Here is a 16,493-nt window from a genome sequence, read left to right on the forward strand (position 1 = left end):
AGAACGAAAATATCAATTGTTATTTTAAAAAATTATTATCTTTATGTAAAGATTAGATTTATGGAGAAGATCGTATTTGTGAAAAGTGATATAAGAAATTATGTCAAAACAGTTATCTCTGAGAAAATTGAAAAACTTAAAAATTTCATAGAGTTCACCCTGGAAGCAAGTCGTGATATTAAAAAGACGCCAAAATATGACAGCATGAGAGAGGAAATGCAGGAAGAGATTTACCAGATGCAGCGCCAGCTGGGAGCTTTGAATGACCTTAAAAGAAATATGTCAAAGGTTCTGAATAATTCCACAGAAATGATACAGCTGGGTTCTTTGGTGATCACCAACAAGGCCCGGTTCTATATTTCAGTTTCATTAGGAGAATTCTTTTTTGAAGGAGACCGTTTTTATGCCATCTCGCCCGAAAGCCCAATGGCCAAAAAGATGATGGGAATGAAGTCCGGCGATGCTTTTACCTTGAATAATATTCATCAGGAGATTGTGGAGGTGATTTGATAGAGATAAGAGATAAGAGATAAGAGATAAGAGATAAGAGACATGAGATATTAGACATGAGAATAAAGAATAAAGAATAAAGATGCTACTGCAAAGATTTTTATAGTGATTTTAGCAACCGGCAAACACTAATACTACCCTAAAACCAATAACCCAAAACTCAACCCTGCCACCCGAACACCATGACCTTTGAAAAATTACGAACCAATAGATTTAATCAGTGGGTGATGATCCACTTACGCTATTTGGTAGGATTTGCTTTTTTTCCTTCCGGACTGACAAAATTAATCGGAAACAGATTTACCGTCCTTTCAACAGATACACCAATAGGGTACTTCTTTGAAGCCATGTATCAGACAGGATTTTACTGGAATTTTTTAGGACTTTCTCAGGTTATCGCTGGAATTTTGCTGATGACTCAGCGGTTGGCCCTTCTTGGAACTCTGATGTTTTTAGCAATATTAAGCAATATATGGATCATTACCATCAGTCTTTCCTTTACCGGAACATGGGTCATCACGTCTCTCATGATGATTGCTGTGATTATATTACTGATCTGGGACCATCATAAGCTGATTCCTATTCTGAGATATAACCAGCCAATGACAATAAAAGCTTATCCTGATCCGGAACGTTCCTGGATCAATGCCGGACTCACGTACACTGTGTGTCTTCTCTACTTATCATTTCCGGGATCTGTCCCTGATGGCTTGGAGCTATGGATTTCCCGGGGAGCAGTCATGGTCATTGTATTCACATTTTTATTCACACACTATAAAGTGTATAAAAACCGGAACGCATTGTTGAAAAATCAGGCTTAAATCAATGTAATGCATTCAATTACATATTGTAAATTTGCAGTATGAATAAAGCGGAAATTTTAAAAGAAATCATAGAACAAAGAAGAAGTATATTCCCGAAAGATTATTCTGAAACCGAAATATCTCAGGAAATTATAGAGGAAATACTCCATTCAGCAACATTAGCCCCGAATCATAAGCGTACAAAACCCTGGCGTTTTAAGATTTTCAAAGGGGAAGAAAAGGTTAAGCTGGCATCAGAAATGCAGGCTATTTACAAGGCTACACAATCCGAGCAGACTTTTTTAGAGAAAAAATACCAGGATATCGGTTTTAAAATCAATAAAGCAGATGCTGTTATTTCTATTGTCGTTAATTTCAGTGGAATGGTTCCCGAATGGGAAGAAATCGCGGCCGTTTCTATGGCCGTACAAAATATGTATTTAACGTGTACAGCCAATAATGTAGGCAGTTACTGGAGTTCTCCAGGTCTTGTCAATCACCTTAAAGACTCTTTGACCATTGAAGAAAATCAAAAATGTCTGGGCCTTTTCTATATGGGAAAAGTAGATTAATATACCAATCTAATAATATAACAATGTAGCAATGATTTCTGGATAAGAAAGTCCAAAAAACGGTTACATTGAGAGATTGATAAATTGTTACATTTAATAATTGTCGGATAAAATTTTTTATTTATCTTTGCACTCTTAAATATTTAACTGGGACGAGTTCCCGTAAAATTCACAACATTATGTCAGTAAAAATCAGATTACAAAGACACGGTAAAAAAGGTAAGCCTTTTTTCCACATCGTGGTTGCAGATTCTAGAGCTAGAAGAGATGGTAGATTCATCGAGAAACTAGGAACTTACAACCCAATTACTAACCCTGCTACTATCGATTTGAACGTTGATGCTGCTGTAAAGTGGTTAAACAACGGTGCTCAGCCAACTGATACTGCAAGAGCGATCCTTTCTTATAAGGGTGCCCTTTACAAAAAACACTTACAAGGTGGAGTTGCTAAAGGTGCTTTTGACGAAGCTGAAGCTGAAAAAAGATTCGGTGCTTGGTTAGAATCTAAAGAACAAAAAGTACAAGGTAAAGTAGAAGGTTTAACTAAAGCTCAGGCTGACGCTAAGAAAGCTGCTTTAGATGCTGAAGTTAAAGTAAACGAAGCTAGAGTGGCTGCTGCTGCACAAGTTGAAGCTGATGCTAAAGCTGCTGAAGAAGCTGCTAACGCACCTGCTGAAGAAGTTGTAGAAGCTACAGAAGGAGAAGCTCCTGCTGCTGAAACTGAAGAAAACACTGAAGCTTAAAAAATACCTGTATGCGTAAAGAAGATTGCTATTTACTAGGAAAAATCACACGCAGACATGGCCTTGCGGGAAACGTTATCCTTAAACTGGATACCGATCAACCCGAGCTTTACAATAAATTGGAATCAATATTCGTTGAAATCAACGGATTATTGGTTCCTTTTTTTATTGAAAGATCAGCATGGAGCAAAAACGATGCGCTGAACCTTGCTTTCAAAAATTCTTCTGAAGCATTAGTAGATCAGTCTCTGGGAAAAAGCGTTTATTTACCGCTTGCCACACTTCCGAAACTTACCGGAAAACAGTTTTACTATCATGAGATCATCGGTTTCGATATCCTTGATGAAAATGGCAAAGAATGCGGTGTCATACGATCTGTGAACGACCAGACTGCCCAAAACTATTTCGTAACCAATCTTGATGGAAAAGAAGTAGTGATTCCTATCATTAAAGACTGGATTCTTGAGGTAGACAGGGAAGAACGATTCATCAAAATGCAACTTCCGGAAGGACTTATCGATGTTTTTTTAGTGTCCTCTAAAAAAGACGAATAATCAGTTTTTCAGATAGCAGATCTGAAATTTCCCTTCTTTCACATTACTTACCAGAAAATATTTTCCCGTTTTGGTCTTTACAGGATCAGAAGCGATTATTTTCGTGTGCTCTTCCTTCGTGGAAAACCAATTTATTTCTAATTTTTACATCGTAATAATACATACAGACAGGATGGTATCCAGACGGACCTACGAAATAATTTCCGATGCTGAACCATGGGTTTCCTGAAACAATCTTATCCTTTACCCTGAACGACAAAGTATCTATGTACGGATTTTAGGATATAAATGGCTCTCCATCTGAGAGAATTCTATCTTCTGGTAAAGCTGCAAGTACAGGGGAGCCCTTTCAGAATAGAACATTGTGAAAAAAGATGAGTGACTATTGCTAATCACTCATCTTTTATTGAAGGTTACTTCTTATTCATTACTTATGATAAACAGCGGGCAACAGATATTCCTCAACGATTTTATCCGCCTGTAAATGAGCGTAAGATTTGTTGTAAGCTTTTGCCGTAATAACGATGACAAGTGGGATTTCTTTGAAAATAATAATTTTATTTCCCCCGTTTCCACTGGATTGATACGTCTCAAAACTTTGGTTTCCGACTTTATAAACTTTTCTCCAGAATAAATACCCATAGCCTTCGAAATCCTGATTGTCCGTGAAGTAATTGGTGAAAGATTTCTTTACCCAATTTTTATCAATAATATTCTGACCGTTCCACATCCCGTTATTTTTATAAAGCTGTCCGAATTTTGCAAAATCCAATGTTCTCATACGAAGTCCACCAGCCAGAGAAGGCTTCTGCTGAGGCGTAAACTGCCATTTGTAGTTTGTGATTCCAAGAGGTTGAAATAACTTTTTTCCGGCATAGTTTTCAAGACCTTTTGGAACTTTCTGATCCAAAATATCACCTGTAAGTACCACACCTGCTGTAAAGTAGCTCCAGTTTTTTTCAGGCTTGTTTTCTGTAGTGGGTAAATCCAGGACGAACTTCACCCAATTTTTTGTAGGATACATATTTTCTTCATTTCCCGGAGATTCCTCATCTGCATCATTTCCGTCAAAACCTGAGCTCATCGTTAACAGACTTTTTATCGTCACACTGTCTTTGCTGGAAGAATAATTTTCGGATTTCTTTAAATCATAGAATTCTTTCAGCATGAGATTCTCATTTTTAAAATACCCGTCTTTAATAGCTATACCCATCAAAGTTGAGGCAAAAGATTTACCCACGGACCGTGTATCCTGCAAAGAATCTCTTCCTGACTGGCTGAAATATTCCTCCAAAAGAAGCTTTTCATTTTTAATGACCACAATACTGGTGATGTCTCTGAACCTGTTCTCTGCAATTTTTGTATTTAAAAGCCTGATTTTTTCCTGATCAAATTTTTCATCAGACACTTTCCATCCGCTGTTGGGTTTTATTTTTTGAATGGCCATCTGCTGCTCCGAAGTATTTTTGTGAGGAACTGTTAAGTGAATTTCACCTGATGCAATGGTATTGCCAACCTTTAGTGATGGCATTTTTAAATAAGGTTTTATTTCAATTTTTAATACATGATTTCCTTCTGTCAATGCATCAATTCCGCCATTGCCCAGATAAAATCTCATCCACATATATTTCCCCCATGAATCCTCATTTTTCGAACTTAATAAAGGAATTCTAAAAGTCGTTTTCTTCTTTTTGTCTTCCGGTAATCCTGCTCCGGTATTTAAATTTTCTGTATAAATTAATTTTCCGTCCACAGAGAAACTGAATTGATAATTTCCTTTTTTGAGTAATTCGTCAGTGGATAAAGCGGGATCAATCTGATGTAGATAATTGACTAAAGAATTATCCATAAATATGCGGATATCAAGATCTTTATCTTCCTGAAATACCATCGTTTTGAGGAAATCAGATTCTTTTATCTGGTCCGGAGATATTGTTTTATCGAGAAAAATAATTTGGTTGTTGTATTTTTTATGAATGGGTTGAATGATGGCATCGGGATCTGTAACATTTTGTGACTGACCTGAAGAAAGTCCAAAACTAAGAAGTATAACAAAAAGGAGAATAGATTTCATTTTATTTTTTTATCTGAACAAAAGTAAGAACAAGTGTTGATAGAAAATAGAATGAAATTAACATTATTACTTTATAAGTAGTTTTTTGTACTGTAATGGAGTAATTCCCGTATGTTCTTTAAACGATCTTATAAAATGACTTTGATCTGCAAAACCACATTCCAGAGCCACTTCAGCTAAAGAAGGATAAGTATTGAGAAGGGTTAAAGATTTATTGACCTTTAGTTGTCTGATATACGCTCCCAAACTGCAATGGAAATGTTTCTGAAAATCCCGGCTCAGATGGACCGGGTGCACATCCAATGTGGTAGAAAGGTCTGTCAGATTCAGTTTTTCCGTAAAGTTTTCATGTAAAATTTCATCAATCCTGCGTACCCAGCCAGGCTTTTTATCATGAGGTTGAACCTTATTTGATAATTCACCGAAAATATTCAGCAAAAGTTCATGAACAGACAGTTCAAAAGAAAGATCATTCAATTTCGTTTCTCTGAAAATCCTGTACATTAACAATTTTAAAGCTGGATTTTTCAAATTAAAACTTCCTTCGATAGAATCTTTTGAGAGCTGAAATTTTTTAAACCAGTTTTCAGTAACTTCCAGATGAAACCCTCTCGTAAATAGGTCGGGTTTAATATTGTAATGGGCATCTTCCCAATGGTGATAGAGCAGTGTGCCTGCCGGACAGTCATAGATTTCTTTTTTATTCCCTTCCGTCATATTGCCCTGCAGCAGAAATGTGAAATAAGCATTTTCATGATAATGCCAGTCCACATAAGGATGGGTATATTCCGTATCTGTAATGGTCAGCCCATCAAAACGAAGGGTTTCATTGGTCTGTCCAAAAAATTCACCATTATGAAGGTTTTTCATATTACAGTTTTTGTTTTAAATGTTCAATCTGCTGGTACATTTTATTGAAAAATATTTTTCGGTCACGGTTGCCGGAAGTATTCAGAGATTTTGAATTCTTGATCTGATGTTCAAAATAATTTCGGGTTTCAAGACAGGTTTTTGCATCATTAATCAAAATATAACCAAACATATTCGCAGGTAAGGCAAAAAGTGATTGTTGCGGATGATGAAAAAAGATGTCATTGGAAAGATGCATCAGTTCATTTTCATACAATTGAAATTTTGGATTGTTTTCTGTCTTTTGTTCAATATACTCTATCAATTCTTTCAGTTCTTTCAGAATAATTTCAGCTTCATTTTTTTGTAAAAGTCCGGTTTCATAATAAAATAAGATCTGCTGCAGAATACTGGAAATAGTCCTGTCATTCCACAGTTCCACTATATTTTGTGCTTCATATTTTTTCTTGAGTTCCTGAGTATTGGATTCAAAATGAGGAGGCGAAAATTGCAGAAAAGGAATAAAAACCTGTTTTGCATTCAGCAGATTCATCCAGACATAGATTTTAAAGCGGGAAAGCAAGGTATCTGAAAGCGTATAAAAAAAGGGAATATCCTTGGCAGAATAATAAATGGTCATCTCATCAGAAAGCGGCAGATTTTCAAAAATGCTGAGATTATTCTGAAAAAACGACTGTAAATCTTCCGTTTCGTTTACCACTGAAGTTTTCCGAACCAACAGCTGCTGGTCTGAAGTGATCAATTGATCGAGAGAAATCTGATAATATCTGGCCAGTTCCAAGCCTTCTTCAAAACTGAACTTTGCTTTCAGAGAGGTTCTTCTATGCGATGCATCATAACTTATATTCAGAATATTGGCAATCTCATCATTCAAAGATTTGTCACCAATTTTTCTGCGAATTTCCTTAAGTAAAAGTTCCTGATACATGCTTTTGTGATTTTCACAAATGTAAGCAAAATGTTAATGGTTTATCACATTTAAGAAAGTGAATATTCTTTTCAAATTTGAAGAAATATTTAAGAAATGAAACACAAAATAATTCTTGCCATATCATGCCTGTTTTTATCATTAAAGGTGAAAGCACAACAAAAGATCCAGCCGATTTATTATATAGATTATTCTTATGCCAGCAAGCATGTATTGCGTGGAGGGGTAGAATTTATTCTGATGGATGGAGGTGAAAATCAGGATAAACTTTTTTTAGGAACAGGGTATGGAGTAGTAGGCGATCAGGGTAAAATACACGGAATTCCGGACCTGCATTTGAGTTATAATATAGGAACACTTTTATTTGTTAAGGCGGGCTCTTCTTTCTCCCATGCCTATTCTGTAGTCGGAATATCATTATTTAATTCCTGTGATATTGGAATAGGATATTCAAAATCTTATAACAACAGTAAGGTGAAAATACAAGGATTCACGGCAGGGATTACGTTTAGACTTACCCATAAAGATAATGTTTACGGAAAATTAAAAATAGGATTTTAAAATTGAAAATTATGAAAACAAAATTTTTAATGATGATCAGCTTTTTTATGGTATATATCATCAATGCTCAGGACAGTTTAAATGCTAATTTGGATAAGCCAAAGTTTATTGCTTTTTCACCTTCGAAGGCAACTAAAAATGTGAATGGAATGCTCATTAAATATTACGATGAGATTGATCAGGAAATACAGCCTAAGAAAATTAATGGGGTTGAGCTAGGCTTTAATGGTTTAGGGATTTTCTTTCCCGTACTGTTTCTTGTCAATATTACATCCATCGATAACTGGGGTATTAATGATATTGGTTCAGAACCTTTACCTGATAAAATGAATACAATTAATGGGATGCAACTATCTATTGTTAATATGGAGCCTACGGTGACTAACGGTTTGGAATTAAGCTTATCAAGTAATATAGGCGCACCTTCCGTGATCAATGGAGTTGCCATTTCACCATTATACAATTTTCATCATACCACAAAAGGTGCCGCCATTTCTACTTTTGCGAATGTAAGTCAAAAGTGCAGAGGCATTCAGGTGGCTTTAATTAATGTTTGTAAAGATTCACAGGGAATACAGATTGGCTTTTGGAATGAAAATGGAAAAAGAAAAATGCCTTTGATCAACTGGAATTTTAAAAATAAAAAGTTATGAAAAAGTTACCCTCTCTGCTTATCGGAATCAGGTTTATCCTTGCTCCAATCATTTTGTTATTAGCGTATTTCAAAGGCATAGAATCAAGATTTTTAATTGTAGCATTGATGTATTTCGGACTATTAACCGACATCTTTGATGGAATTATTGCACGAAAAGTGGGTGTTTCCTCAGAAAAATTAAGAAGACTAGACAGCCAGACAGATCTTATTTTCTGGCTTTCACTGGGGTTTGCATCTTATTTTCTGAATCCTGAATTAATTAAAAATGAATGGCCGGGAATTCTTTTACTCCTCATTATGGAAGCTCTTTGCTATATGATAAGCATCTGGAAATTTGGAAAAGAAACGTGTACTCATGCATTTATCTCGAAAATGTGGGGATTGAGTTTACTGATTGCATTTACATATTTAGTAGGATTTCAGGAAGCGGGCTGGGCGTTTTACCTCACCATAGGATTAGGACTTGTTTCTCATATTGATGTGATCCTGATTGTTTTAATACTTCCGAAGTGGCAATTTGATGTACCAAGCTGCTATCATGCATGGAAAATCAGGAATGGAAAGCAGAGGAGAAAGAGCATATTCTTTAATTAAATACTATTTGAAGTATAGTTATTCGTTAAATAATTGATAAATGATTTTTTTCAAAAAGACAGCGTACTCATGAAGTTACGCTGTCTTTTTGTAGTCTCTCGAACATGGGTTTTCATAAGATCTATGATCAGTAAATGAAAGGCCAGTAGGTTAGAATTCTTCATAAGATAGCCCGGATACTGGAATGGAAATTGTGTAAACTCACATTTTACCTTGGCTGATATTTTATTTTACTCAGATAGAACCATTCAATAAAAATCAGATTGGGAACCCAGCAAAGAAAGCCTAATGTTTGATATACTTCAGAAAAATGAGAATGCTCAAAACTGTACCTATTCCAGATCAATACCAGCCATAAGCGCAAAGTTACCGATGCAAATGTAAGCGCATAATTGCGGACTATCCAAATTCTAAAGGCAGGCATATCATCTTTATTATCAGCAACAGCCGCCTGAATTATTGATAAAATCCAAATGAGATCAAGGAGAAAAAAGCCTATTTTATTTACTAAACCACCTTGAGCATACGTTGCCACGTAGAGACCCGTAACGGCACTAATGCATACTGAAAAATAATATATTCTTCGTAAAGTAATATTTGCTGCAGGAAATTTTTCCCGAAATCTTTTCATTAGTTGAAACATACCTGAAAGTAAGGCTACTGCACCAAATCCTGCATGAACAGCGATTGAAATATGGTGTTTGATGTACTCGGTCTTTTGCTGAGGCGAAACAGTTGTGCCGGGAGATAAATAAATATACGAGTAAAACGTATATAAAGTGATGGTAATAACTGTTGTAATGATAAGCAGGGGAATGATCTTTTTCATTTTTTCTGTAAATACACTATTGGAAATTCAATTAATAAGCATTGGCTGAATGTTTATCCCAGCCCAGATGCAGCTATTCATACTAATATTATTATAAAGCGGTAGCATGATCACTCCTCTTTTATCTGTTGTTTTTTTTCTCCGAATGTATAGCCGATACTTAAATTGATCAGAAATTGTGAGCCGGCGATTCCAATATTTGATGCTTTTAATGTTTCATCTTTGTTTGAGAATTTATTGTAATAGGTGAATTTATTATCTGTAAGACTACTGGCTACATTAGGCCACCAGCGCAAACTTGTACTGGTTGTAATCCCTTGCAGCCAATTATCTTTTTTATGGAAGGGCATATATCGGTAATAGGCACCAAGCCCCAACGAATACGTTTTATAGGCTTTTATCAAATTGGATTTATTTTGAGTTTCTCCATCATAATATACTTCCCAGCTATGCATTTTTGATTCGATTCTTACATCGAAATATGAAGTAAAACGATAGCCGACTCCAAAACCTGTTGAGTACGGTAAATGATAAGCTAAATGTTGAGTTTTAGGATCGCCTGTAATGGTACCTCCCGACATATTTAATAAAAAGCCATGGGAATAATCAAAACTCATTTTTTTTGAAAAGTAAGTCACTTCAATATTGCCGCCTTTCAGCAATATCGGTTGAATCATACCTGCTAAAACACTAACACGGTTTGAGTATAAAAAGTCTTTATTTTCTTGTCCGTAGGAATTCTGGGTGAGGAGGAAAACGGCTGCTCCTGCGAAAATTTTTTTTATTGAAACTTGCATTGTACCTGTTGTTTAAATTGTTTGATGGTACAAAACTCGTGTATGCTGCTTGTATTTTACTGAACATTTGCTAAGAAATGAAACACATTAAATGCCTCTTCGCAACCTGCTTAAATGTTGTGGGGACATGCCAAGGTAGGAAGCCAGATATTGCAAAGGAACTTTCTGAATCAGAATAGGATTATTTTTCAATAAAAACTGGTACCGTTCATCCGCAGAATTATTCAGAAAAAGAGAAATTCGTTTTTCCATAATGATAGCCAGATTTTCGGCAGCTATTCTTCCAAATTCCTGAACCGCCGGAATTTTTTGATAAAGCATTTCCAGATCATGCTTATTGATGACAAATAATTCACTGGGCAGAATGGCCTGGATGTTTTCTGTAGATAAACTTTGCGTTGTAAAACTTGAAAAAGAGGTTACAAATTCATTGGGTAAAGAAAAATAACAGGTTGTTTCTTCACCTCTGGCGTTAGGGTAAAATATTCGTAACATTCCTGTTTTTATGAAAGCAATCTGGTCACAACGCTTACTAATTTCTAAAAAATAGTCACCCTTTTTCAATGCTGTAGGATTGAAAAGAGAAGCCATAAAATCAAGATCATCATCAGAAATTGAAATCGTATTTTTTATTATTTGCCGAAGTGAAGTATCCATATCTGTTCTCAAATATAAATAATTATTATTTACAAATTAATGAGTTTTAGAAGAAGGTGATGTATCATGACAAACATAAGGTATCTGTTGCTTAGGTTCTGTAAACTTTTTTTATATCTTACAGTCTGGCTGATGATTCCTGACAATAAACCTGAAATATAAGCAATGGCTTAATTTGATTGTTGATACTTAAAAAAATGCTTTGAGACAGATATTATCAATTCAAAAAAAAACAGGAAAAATTATGGAATGAGTTTCGTTTTTGCAAAATGCATCTGAAGTGCACAAACGAATCATCTGAAACAGGTAAATCCTGAAAGAAGCTGAATATTGTGATATGGAAAAAAACATGATTCTTTTAATTAAAACTTGTTTAAATTATATATTATGAATTAAGGAATGGATAAGCTATTTTTTAAAAAGAGATTGCAGTCATCAAGTTGCGCTGTTTTTTTGTAACTTTGCGGACGTTAATTTTATACGAAAATTTATAATCAACAAATGAAAAAGCAGACGATTAAAGAAATCCTACAGGATTACAAAAAAGTATTACATCATGACATTACTGTTTACGGATGGGTAAGATCATTCCGTGCGAATCGCTTTATTGCCCTTAATGATGGATCTACGATTAATAATTTGCAAATAGTTGTTGATTTTGAAAATTTTGATGAAGAGATTCTTAAAAAGATCAGTACAGCATCTTCCCTTAAAGTAGTGGGAGAAGTCGTAGAAAGCCAGGGAGCGGGACAGGCAATGGAAATTATTGCTAAAAAGATCGTTATTCTAGGCGATAACTTCACAGAAGAACTTCAGAATACGATTCTTCAGCCTAAAAAACACAGCTTAGAGAAACTTCGTGAGCAGGCACACCTGCGATTCAGAACCAATGTATTTGGAGCTGTTTTCAGAGTGCGTCATGCCGTAAGCTTTGCCGTGCATTCATTCTTTAACCAAAACCAGTTTTTCTATATCAACACACCGGTAATTACAGGGGCGGATGCAGAAGGAGCAGGAGAAATGTTCGGAGTAACGAACTTTGACCTGAACAATATGCCAAGAACTGAAGAAGGAGAGATTGATTTTGCACAGGATTTCTTTGGTAAAAAGACCAACCTGACGGTTTCCGGACAGCTTGAAGGAGAAACAGCAGCCATGGGATTAGGTAGAATTTATACATTCGGACCTACTTTCCGTGCAGAAAATTCAAACACAACAAGACACCTTGCGGAATTCTGGATGATAGAACCGGAAGTGGCCTTCAACAACCTTGAAGACAATATCGACCTTGCAGAAGATTTCTTAAAATATGTGATCCAGTACGTTCTGGACAACTGTAAGGATGATCTGGAATTCCTGAACACCCGTTTTGAGGAAGAACAAAAAGGAAAACCTGAAAAAGACAGAGCTAAAGAAGGTCTTATCGAAAAACTTCAGAACGTTATCGCTAAACGTTTTAAACGTGTAAGCTATACGGAAGCCATTGAGATCTTACTGAACTCTAAAGAAAATAAGAAAGGGAAATTCCAGTATCCGGTTGAAAACTGGGGTGCTGATCTTCAGTCTGAACACGAAAGATACCTGGTTGAAAAGCATTTTGAATGCCCGGTAGTATTGTTCGACTATCCAAAAGAAATCAAAGCCTTCTATATGAAACTGAACGATGACAATAAGACCGTTGCAGCAATGGACGTTCTTTTCCCGGGTATCGGCGAGATCATCGGAGGATCAGAAAGAGAAGCAAGATTAGATGTACTAAAACAGAAGATGGCAGATATGCATGTAGATGAACACGAACTTTGGTGGTACCTTGATACCCGAAAATTCGGTTCTGTACCTCATGCAGGCTTCGGATTAGGTTTGGAAAGACTGGTTCTTTTCGTAACGGGAATGACCAATATCAGAGATGTAATTCCTTTCCCTAGAACACCGAAAAGCGCTGAATTCTAGATCAATAAAAAAAGCCTTAATGTAAAAATTAAGGCTTTTTTATTTTCTGATAGTTTATTATGTTAATAAGATAATGCAAAAATCATGCTAAATGTGTTTTTTGTCGAATTAATTTATTAAATTCGTAGAATATGTTATGTTAAAACACAAAGACTAATATGCTTAAACAACACTTACAACTCAAGTTAGGACAGAAGCTGGCACCTCAGCAGATCCAGCTGATGAAGCTTATTCAGCTTCACACCCTGGAATTCGAAGAGGAGCTGGAAAGAGAGCTAGAAGAGAATCCTGCTTTGGAAATTGTAAAGGAAGATCCTAAAGAAGACGATTTTTCTTCTCTTGAAGACGCTTATCAGGATGAAGGGACAGCAAGTATTGAAACAGATTTTGACGTCAACGAGTATATCTATGACGATGAACCCAGCTATAAAACTGCATCCAGCAACTATTCTCCGGACGACGAGGAATTTGATAACGAAAGTCTTCTGACTGAAGGACAGTCTTTATATGATTATCTTCTGGAGCAGATCCGTTTGATCAATATCAGTGACGAAGATGAGAAGATCGCAGAATATGTGATCGGAAATCTTGATACGGATGGCTATTTAAGAAGGGAAATCAAAGCGATTGTAGATGATCTTGCTTTCTCACAGGGAATTTATACCACCAAAGAAAAAGTAGATGATATCCTGGAAAATTATATCCAGAAGCTTGATCCGCCTGGGGTAGGAGCCCGTGGACTTCAGGAATGCCTGTTGCTTCAGATCGAAAAGAAAGTAAGCTCTGATAAAGCCGTATCTCTGGCTGCCAATATTCTGAGACACCAGTTCGATGCCCTTACCAATAAGCATTACAATAAGATCATCCAGAAATACGATATCGAAGAAGAAGATCTGAAAGATGCCCTTGAAGAGATTTCAAAGCTTTCCCCTAAAGTAGGAGGGAACTTTGATACCCAAACCATCACCATCAACCAGGAAATTATTCCGGATTTTGTGATTCAGGTGAAAGATGGAATGGTGATCCCAATGCTTAACAGCAAAAATGCACCTACATTAAGAGTCTCTGAAGAATACAAAGATATCTTGACGACCTATTCTCATGATAAAAATTCGTCGGAACACAAGCAGGCCGCTTTATTTATTAAACAGAAATTGGATGCTGCCAAATGGTATATCGATGCTATTAATCAGCGCCAGAATACCTTGTTGCAAACCATCACGGCTATTGTGAAATTCCAGAAGGAATATTTCATTACCGGTGACGAGAAATCACTGAAGCCAATGATTCTGAAAGATGTTGCTGACATTACAGGATTTGATATTTCTACCATTTCAAGAGTAGTAAAAAGTAAATATGCTGATACATCGAACGGAATCATTTATCTGAAAGACCTGTTCTCAGACAGTCTGACGAATGATGATGGTGAAGAAGTTTCTACCAAAGAAATCAAAACGCATCTTCAGGAAGTGATCAGTAAGGAGAACAAGAGAAAACCTCTTACAGATGATGCTCTGGTAGTTATTCTGAAGGAACAGGGCTATAATATTGCCAGAAGAACAATCGCCAAATACCGTGAACAGCTTAATATTCCGGTTGCAAGATTAAGAAAAGAACTTTAATAAGTGATCTATAAATAAGTAAAAGCCCGGAATTTCCGGGCTTTCTTTATTTTTAATCTAAAAATCTCTGTGATATCTGTGGGAGATTTTCTAGGTGCGCTGTTTAAAATGATTCAGCTCAAGTTCTTTTATAGAAATTTCCCGCATTTCCACCTTTCGTATTTTCCCTGAGATCGTCATCGGAAATTCATCCACAAATTTCCAGTATTTCGGAATTTTATAGTGAGCAATTCTTCCTTTGCAATAGTCCAGAAGTTCAGCTTCCGTTATATCAAAACCTTTTCGGACTTTTACCCAGGCCATTATTTCTTCGCCATATTTTTCACTCGGAATTCCAATGATCTGTACATCAAGAATATTGACATACGTATACAGAAAATCTTCGATTTCTTTAGGAGAAATATTTTCACCACCACGAATGATCAGGTCTTTTATTCTTCCTGAGATGGTAATATAACCTTCGTCATCCATGACAGCCATATCACCGGTATGCATCCATCGGGCATCGTCCAGTACTTTTTTTGTGTTTTCGGGATCATTCCAGTATTTCAGCATGACAGAATAACCTCTCGTACAGAGTTCACCGTGCTCACCGCGTTCTACCGTCTTTCCGTTTTCGTCAATGATCTTTATTTCAAGGTGATCCTGGACTGTTCCTACGGTACTGACCTGCTTTTCCAATGGTGTCCCGATGAGGGTCTGCGTAGAAACAGGAGACGTTTCCGTCATGCCATAGCAAATGCTCATTTCTTTAATATTCATAAGATTTTCTACCTTTTTCATGATCTCAGGAGGGCAGACCGAGCCCGCCATGACCCCGGTTCTTAAATTTGAAAAATCATAAGTATCAAAATCCTTAACCGCCAGTTCTGCGATAAACATAGTGGGAACTCCATATAAAGAAGTGCATTTTTCATCAGAAACAGCTTTTAGCGTAATATCCGGATCGAAACTGTCATTGGGAATCACCATACATGCTCCGTGAGCTGTACAGCATATATTTCCGATCACCATTCCAAAGCAATGATAAAACGGAACCGGAATGCAGACACGATCATTTTGCGAGTATTTTAAGCGTACTCCTATAGAATATCCGTTATTTAAAATATTATGATGGGAAAGGGTGACCCCTTTTGGAAAACCTGTCGTTCCCGAAGTATACTGGATATTCACAGCATCATCAAACTGGACATGGTCTTCAAAACTGTGAAGCGTGTCATCTGAAATATCCTGTCCCTTATTTAAAAAATCCTCCCAGTTATCATCAAAGAAAATTTCATGTTCCAGACTGGGGCAGACTTCCTTTGCATATTCTACCAATTCTTTATAATTGCTTGTTTTAAAGCTTAAAGAAGAAAAAATAAAACGAATACCGGATTGATTAATGACGTAGGTGAGTTCATGAGTTCTGTAGGCAGGATTGATATTGACTAAGATGGTTCCTATCCGGGCAGTGGCATATTGAAGTAAGACCCATTCATAGCGGTTTGAAGACCAGATTCCGATTCTGTCTCCTGCTTTTGCCCCTGAAAAAATTAAAGCTTTGGCAACAGCGGTTGTCTGATTATAAAATTCCTGATATGTAGCTCTGTAATTCTGATGAACGCAGACTAACGCTTCCTGATTGGGGTATTTTTCAACAGTCTTTTTAAGGTTTCCTCCGATTGTTTGTCCCAATAATGGAATGGAAGAAGCTCCATAGACGTAAGATAATGGCATAGTTTAAGATTTGGTGGAATAAAATTAATGAAAAATCTTGAACTGATGCCTGTTT

The 16,493-nt window shown here is 36.3% G+C and carries 17 protein-coding genes; 10 read left to right on the plus strand and 7 right to left on the minus strand.

The window, feature by feature from the left end; all coding sequences use genetic code 11:
* The first annotated feature begins 60 nt into the window (after nucleotides 1–60).
* The 5 genes from EG346_RS11515 (at nucleotide 61) to rimM (ending at nucleotide 3,182) form a co-directional block, all read left to right on the plus strand.
* On the plus strand, nucleotides 61–510 hold the full coding sequence (locus EG346_RS11515; RefSeq protein ID WP_073335144.1) for a hypothetical protein: 450 nt from the start codon (nucleotides 61–63) through the stop codon (nucleotides 508–510).
* 227 nt (nucleotides 511–737) lie between these two features.
* Entirely contained in the window at nucleotides 738–1,331 is a 594-nt protein-coding gene (locus EG346_RS11520) for a DoxX family protein (protein ID WP_228429388.1), read from the plus strand.
* 41 nt (nucleotides 1,332–1,372) lie between these two features.
* Nucleotides 1,373–1,885, plus strand: coding sequence for a nitroreductase family protein (locus EG346_RS11525; protein ID WP_123878762.1), 513 nt, complete (start codon nucleotides 1,373–1,375; stop codon nucleotides 1,883–1,885).
* Between the two features lie 179 nt (nucleotides 1,886–2,064).
* The gene (locus EG346_RS11530) at nucleotides 2,065–2,628 is read left to right on the plus strand and encodes a 30S ribosomal protein S16 (protein WP_073335141.1); all 564 of its coding nucleotides are present in this window, start codon (nucleotides 2,065–2,067) and stop codon (nucleotides 2,626–2,628) included.
* An 11-nt stretch (nucleotides 2,629–2,639) separates the two neighbouring features.
* Entirely contained in the window at nucleotides 2,640–3,182 is a 543-nt protein-coding gene (gene rimM, locus EG346_RS11535) for a ribosome maturation factor RimM (RefSeq protein ID WP_073335140.1), read from the plus strand.
* 427 nt (nucleotides 3,183–3,609) lie between these two features.
* Here rimM and EG346_RS11540 read toward each other — a convergent pair whose 3' ends face one another.
* The 3 genes from EG346_RS11540 to EG346_RS11550 all read right to left on the minus strand — a co-directional run bounded on the left by EG346_RS11540 (nucleotide 3,610) and on the right by EG346_RS11550 (nucleotide 7,054).
* Nucleotides 3,610–5,256 carry a serine hydrolase domain-containing protein gene (locus tag EG346_RS11540; RefSeq protein WP_123878764.1) on the minus strand — a complete coding sequence of 549 codons (1,647 nt, stop codon included), beginning with the start codon at nucleotides 5,254–5,256 and terminating at the stop codon, nucleotides 3,610–3,612.
* Nucleotides 5,257–5,322: 66 nt separating this feature from the next.
* Complete coding sequence (locus EG346_RS11545; protein ID WP_123878766.1) at nucleotides 5,323–6,126, minus strand: AraC family transcriptional regulator; 804 nt, start codon at nucleotides 6,124–6,126, stop codon at nucleotides 5,323–5,325.
* A 1-nt stretch (nucleotide 6,127) separates the two neighbouring features.
* A complete protein-coding gene (locus tag EG346_RS11550) occupies nucleotides 6,128–7,054 on the minus strand; it encodes an XRE family transcriptional regulator (protein WP_123878768.1) in 927 nt (308 codons plus the stop codon).
* A gap of 96 nt (nucleotides 7,055–7,150) precedes the next feature.
* Here EG346_RS11550 and EG346_RS11555 point away from each other — a divergent pair, with 96 nt between their 5' ends.
* From EG346_RS11555 to EG346_RS11565, 3 genes are read left to right on the plus strand one after another with little or no spacing between them, the layout of a single operon-like run.
* The gene (locus EG346_RS11555) at nucleotides 7,151–7,615 is read left to right on the plus strand and encodes a hypothetical protein (RefSeq protein ID WP_123878770.1); all 465 of its coding nucleotides are present in this window, start codon (nucleotides 7,151–7,153) and stop codon (nucleotides 7,613–7,615) included.
* 11 nt (nucleotides 7,616–7,626) lie between these two features.
* Nucleotides 7,627–8,268: a hypothetical protein gene (locus EG346_RS11560; RefSeq protein WP_123878772.1), complete on the plus strand. Its 642-nt coding sequence runs from the start codon at nucleotides 7,627–7,629 to the stop codon at nucleotides 8,266–8,268.
* A complete protein-coding gene (locus tag EG346_RS11565; RefSeq protein WP_123878774.1) occupies nucleotides 8,265–8,864 on the plus strand; it encodes a CDP-alcohol phosphatidyltransferase family protein in 600 nt (199 codons plus the stop codon). The genes EG346_RS11560 and EG346_RS11565 overlap by 4 nt, the downstream gene beginning before the upstream one ends.
* 208 nt (nucleotides 8,865–9,072) lie before the next feature.
* On the opposite strand, the gene EG346_RS11570 is transcribed toward EG346_RS11565, so the two are convergent.
* The 3 genes from EG346_RS11570 to EG346_RS11580 all read right to left on the minus strand — a co-directional run bounded on the left by EG346_RS11570 (nucleotide 9,073) and on the right by EG346_RS11580 (nucleotide 11,159).
* Nucleotides 9,073–9,693, minus strand: coding sequence for a DUF2306 domain-containing protein (locus EG346_RS11570; protein WP_123878776.1), 621 nt, complete (start codon nucleotides 9,691–9,693; stop codon nucleotides 9,073–9,075).
* Nucleotides 9,694–9,803: 110 nt separating this feature from the next.
* Nucleotides 9,804–10,490: a hypothetical protein gene (locus tag EG346_RS11575; protein WP_123878777.1), complete on the minus strand. Its 687-nt coding sequence runs from the start codon at nucleotides 10,488–10,490 to the stop codon at nucleotides 9,804–9,806.
* Nucleotides 10,491–10,577: 87 nt separating this feature from the next.
* Nucleotides 10,578–11,159, minus strand: coding sequence for a Crp/Fnr family transcriptional regulator (locus tag EG346_RS11580; protein ID WP_123878778.1), 582 nt, complete (start codon nucleotides 11,157–11,159; stop codon nucleotides 10,578–10,580).
* Between the two features lie 489 nt (nucleotides 11,160–11,648).
* Between EG346_RS11580 and asnS the strand changes: the two genes are divergently transcribed.
* Both asnS and rpoN read left to right on the plus strand, forming a co-directional pair.
* Nucleotides 11,649–13,097, plus strand: a complete 1,449-nt coding sequence (asnS, locus tag EG346_RS11585; RefSeq protein ID WP_073335131.1) for an asparagine--tRNA ligase — start codon at nucleotides 11,649–11,651, stop codon at nucleotides 13,095–13,097.
* A 158-nt stretch (nucleotides 13,098–13,255) separates the two neighbouring features.
* Nucleotides 13,256–14,719 carry an RNA polymerase factor sigma-54 gene (gene rpoN / locus EG346_RS11590; protein ID WP_076508197.1) on the plus strand — a complete coding sequence of 488 codons (1,464 nt, stop codon included), beginning with the start codon at nucleotides 13,256–13,258 and terminating at the stop codon, nucleotides 14,717–14,719.
* 90 nt (nucleotides 14,720–14,809) lie between these two features.
* Here rpoN and EG346_RS11595 read toward each other — a convergent pair whose 3' ends face one another.
* Nucleotides 14,810–16,438 (minus strand): AMP-binding protein, encoded by a 1,629-nt coding sequence (locus EG346_RS11595; RefSeq protein ID WP_123878780.1) that lies wholly within the window; start codon nucleotides 16,436–16,438, stop codon nucleotides 14,810–14,812.
* Nucleotides 16,439–16,493: the final 55 nt, after the last annotated feature.

Source organism: Chryseobacterium carnipullorum (assembly GCF_003815695.1).
Classification (GTDB): Bacteria; Bacteroidota; Bacteroidia; order Flavobacteriales; family Weeksellaceae; genus Chryseobacterium; species Chryseobacterium carnipullorum.

Bases quoted from the DNA above. Each gene is read 5' to 3' on its own strand.
- EG346_RS11515 (WP_073335144.1), top strand. From the start codon at position 61: ATGGAGAAGATCGTATTTGTGAAAAGTGATATAAGAAATTATGTCAAA.
- EG346_RS11520 (WP_228429388.1), top strand. From the start codon at position 738: ATGATCCACTTACGCTATTTGGTAGGATTTGCTTTTTTTCCTTCCGGA.
- EG346_RS11525 (WP_123878762.1), top strand. From the start codon at position 1,373: ATGAATAAAGCGGAAATTTTAAAAGAAATCATAGAACAAAGAAGAAGT.
- EG346_RS11530 (WP_073335141.1), top strand. From the start codon at position 2,065: ATGTCAGTAAAAATCAGATTACAAAGACACGGTAAAAAAGGTAAGCCT.
- rimM (WP_073335140.1), top strand. From the start codon at position 2,640: ATGCGTAAAGAAGATTGCTATTTACTAGGAAAAATCACACGCAGACAT.
- EG346_RS11540 (WP_123878764.1), bottom strand. From the start codon at position 5,256: ATGAAATCTATTCTCCTTTTTGTTATACTTCTTAGTTTTGGACTTTCT.
- EG346_RS11545 (WP_123878766.1), bottom strand. From the start codon at position 6,126: ATGAAAAACCTTCATAATGGTGAATTTTTTGGACAGACCAATGAAACC.
- EG346_RS11550 (WP_123878768.1), bottom strand. From the start codon at position 7,054: ATGTATCAGGAACTTTTACTTAAGGAAATTCGCAGAAAAATTGGTGAC.
- EG346_RS11555 (WP_123878770.1), top strand. From the start codon at position 7,151: ATGAAACACAAAATAATTCTTGCCATATCATGCCTGTTTTTATCATTA.
- EG346_RS11560 (WP_123878772.1), top strand. From the start codon at position 7,627: ATGAAAACAAAATTTTTAATGATGATCAGCTTTTTTATGGTATATATC.
- EG346_RS11565 (WP_123878774.1), top strand. From the start codon at position 8,265: ATGAAAAAGTTACCCTCTCTGCTTATCGGAATCAGGTTTATCCTTGCT.
- EG346_RS11570 (WP_123878776.1), bottom strand. From the start codon at position 9,693: ATGAAAAAGATCATTCCCCTGCTTATCATTACAACAGTTATTACCATC.
- EG346_RS11575 (WP_123878777.1), bottom strand. From the start codon at position 10,490: ATGCAAGTTTCAATAAAAAAAATTTTCGCAGGAGCAGCCGTTTTCCTC.
- asnS (WP_073335131.1), top strand. From the start codon at position 11,649: ATGAAAAAGCAGACGATTAAAGAAATCCTACAGGATTACAAAAAAGTA.
- rpoN (WP_076508197.1), top strand. From the start codon at position 13,256: ATGCTTAAACAACACTTACAACTCAAGTTAGGACAGAAGCTGGCACCT.
- EG346_RS11595 (WP_123878780.1), bottom strand. From the start codon at position 16,438: ATGCCATTATCTTACGTCTATGGAGCTTCTTCCATTCCATTATTGGGA.